The 2,142-nt window shown below is 72.0% G+C and carries 1 protein-coding gene and 2 pseudogenes; all 3 read left to right on the top strand.

Going from position 1 to position 2,142, the window contains the following annotated elements; all coding sequences use genetic code 11:
- Positions 1-332, top strand: a pseudogene (locus ABZ641_RS34235) (M64 family metallopeptidase); the annotation flags it as partial.
- A 148-nt stretch (positions 333-480) separates the two neighbouring features.
- A pseudogene (locus ABZ641_RS34240) lies at positions 481-678 on the top strand (DUF397 domain-containing protein); the annotation flags it as partial.
- Between the two features lie 718 nt (positions 679-1,396).
- The gene (locus tag ABZ641_RS34245) at positions 1,397-1,891 is read left to right on the top strand and encodes a hypothetical protein (protein WP_344625037.1); all 495 of its coding nucleotides are present in this window, start codon (positions 1,397-1,399) and stop codon (positions 1,889-1,891) included.
- Positions 1,892-2,142: the final 251 nt, after the last annotated feature.

Genomic DNA, 2,142 nt, shown 5'->3' on the forward strand with positions numbered 1-2,142 from the left:
CCCTCTCCTCCGACAACGCCGCCTCCAGCCTGATCGCCGCCCACGAGATAGGCCACTCCGTCGGGCAGCTCCACGACGAGTACGCCTACGACTCCTACGGCACCTGGACGGGCGGCGAGACGGACGGCCCCAACTCCACCGTGCGCACCGCCGACCAACTGCTCGCCGACCGCGCCAAGTGGTACCGCTGGCTCGGCGCGGACGACCCCGCCGGCGGCACCGTCGGCACCTACGAGGGCAGCGACTACTACCCGCACGGCCTCTACCGGCCGACCGCGACCTCCATCATGCGCGCGCTCTCCAGCACCGAGTTCAACCTGCCCGGCCGCGAGGCGATGATCGCCGGCTTCTACCGCAAGGCCAACGGGCTGAGCAGTGACCTGCCCACCGGCAGCACCGTCCGCAGGAGCACCCGGATCACCGTCGCCCCGGCCGCGCTGACCGGCCTCGCCGCCCCCGAGCTGCGCTGGTACCTCGACGGAGCCGAGACTCGACCTCGGCGGGGCGGAGTGGCTCTCCAGCAGCCAGGGCGTCGGAGACGTCCAGATCGCCTTCGTCGACGGCTTCATCGCGATGCGGGACGGACGCAACCCGGACGGGCCCGCCCTGGTCTTCACCCCGGCCGAGTGGCGGGCCTTCGTGCTCGGCGCCCGGGACGGCGAGTTCGACCTCACCTGACGGCGGCGCCCGGCGGACCTCCGGCTGAACCCCCGGTGACGGCACGGAGGTCACAAATGAATTCTGATGGTCCGAAACTCGTTGACTGCTGGACAAGCGGCAGCCCACAGTATGGAGCAGGCAGACGCCGTGCCGACCGCCCCCACGCGGTCGAGCACGGCGCCCGCTGTGCTGCCCGTCACCGGCGCCGGCGACGAGCTCCTCCCGAGGTGTCCCCGCACGCACCGGAGTGCGTTCGGCCACCCGGGCCCGTGAAGGGCCGGTCGTCGCCGGGAGGAAGGCACCGTGCCGAGAGCTACTCAGCGCGGTACCGAAGTGTCCGGGTCATCCGCACGCCCCCACGCGGCGGTGTCCCGGACAGGTCCGCGAGTGCGACGGGCCGGGGCCCCGCGAACCTGGCTTGTGGAGTTGTCGTTCGTCGTTCTCCGCCGTCCGGCCCGCCACCCTGGCGGGCAGCGGGACGGCGACGGTGGATCAGGTCTGTTCGCACGACGACGTGCTGAGCGAGGGAAGCGCGACACGGCACGCCTGAACACGCCGCCCCCCGGTGGGACGAACCCACAGCGGCTGTCGTGCTGAACCGAACGTAGCCCGGACGGTTGCTCAGAGTCAACATTGGTCTCTGAGCGTCGATGCCCGGCCGGTCACCGCCGTGCGCCCGCGTGCGCCGGGGCACCCGTGCGCGGGCCGCGCGGCCCCCGACCCGTACGATGGTGTCATGTCATTCCTCCGCCGTCGCTCCGGCTCGCCCGCAGGTCCGGACTTCGACGTGCTCGCGATGGATCCGGGCGACTGGCCCGGCCACTTCGGGGCCATGACGATGAACGCCCAGGACGGCTCGTGCCAGGGGATCTTCCTGCGCTACGACCTCTTCGGCGGCCGGGGACCGGCCATGTTCATCGGCAACCTGCCGGACGGCTCGCCCGCCCGCGAGCCCGAGGACGGCGTGCCCTTCGAGGTCCGCCAGCTGCTCGCCGCCCTCGAGAACGACGAGCCGGTGGACTTCGTCTCCGCCGAGGACTTCCCGGTGATGCTCGGCGACGACCTGCTGATCGTGAAGAAGGTCAAGGTCTCCGAGGAGCGGGTGTTCTGCTCCCAGTTCGGCCGCAGCGACGGCGTGCTGGTCACCATCGCCTCCTGGGACCGCCCGATCGCCGACGACCTCTACCAGCTGCTCAAGCCGCTGCCGGCGGAGATGTTCCAGCAGGGCTGATACCGACCGGTACGGACGCGCTTGACGGTGGCGATCAACGCTTCGTACAGTCGCCGGCATGTCGTGCCGCCCTCCGCTGCTCACCCGCCGCAGGCACCTCGACCTCCGGCGCGACGCGGGCGGGAGCTGTCCGGGCAGATGACCGGGGCCCAGGCCCCCGTCCCCGCGGCACCGGGCCGCCGCCATGCCGGCTCCCCGTCGGCGCCGAGACGGCGGACAGCGTCGCGCCGATGACGACGGTCTTCATCGGC

It is taken from the genome of Kitasatospora sp. NPDC007106, from assembly GCF_040634455.1.
GTDB classification, from domain to species: domain Bacteria; phylum Actinomycetota; class Actinomycetes; order Streptomycetales; family Streptomycetaceae; genus Kitasatospora; species Kitasatospora arboriphila.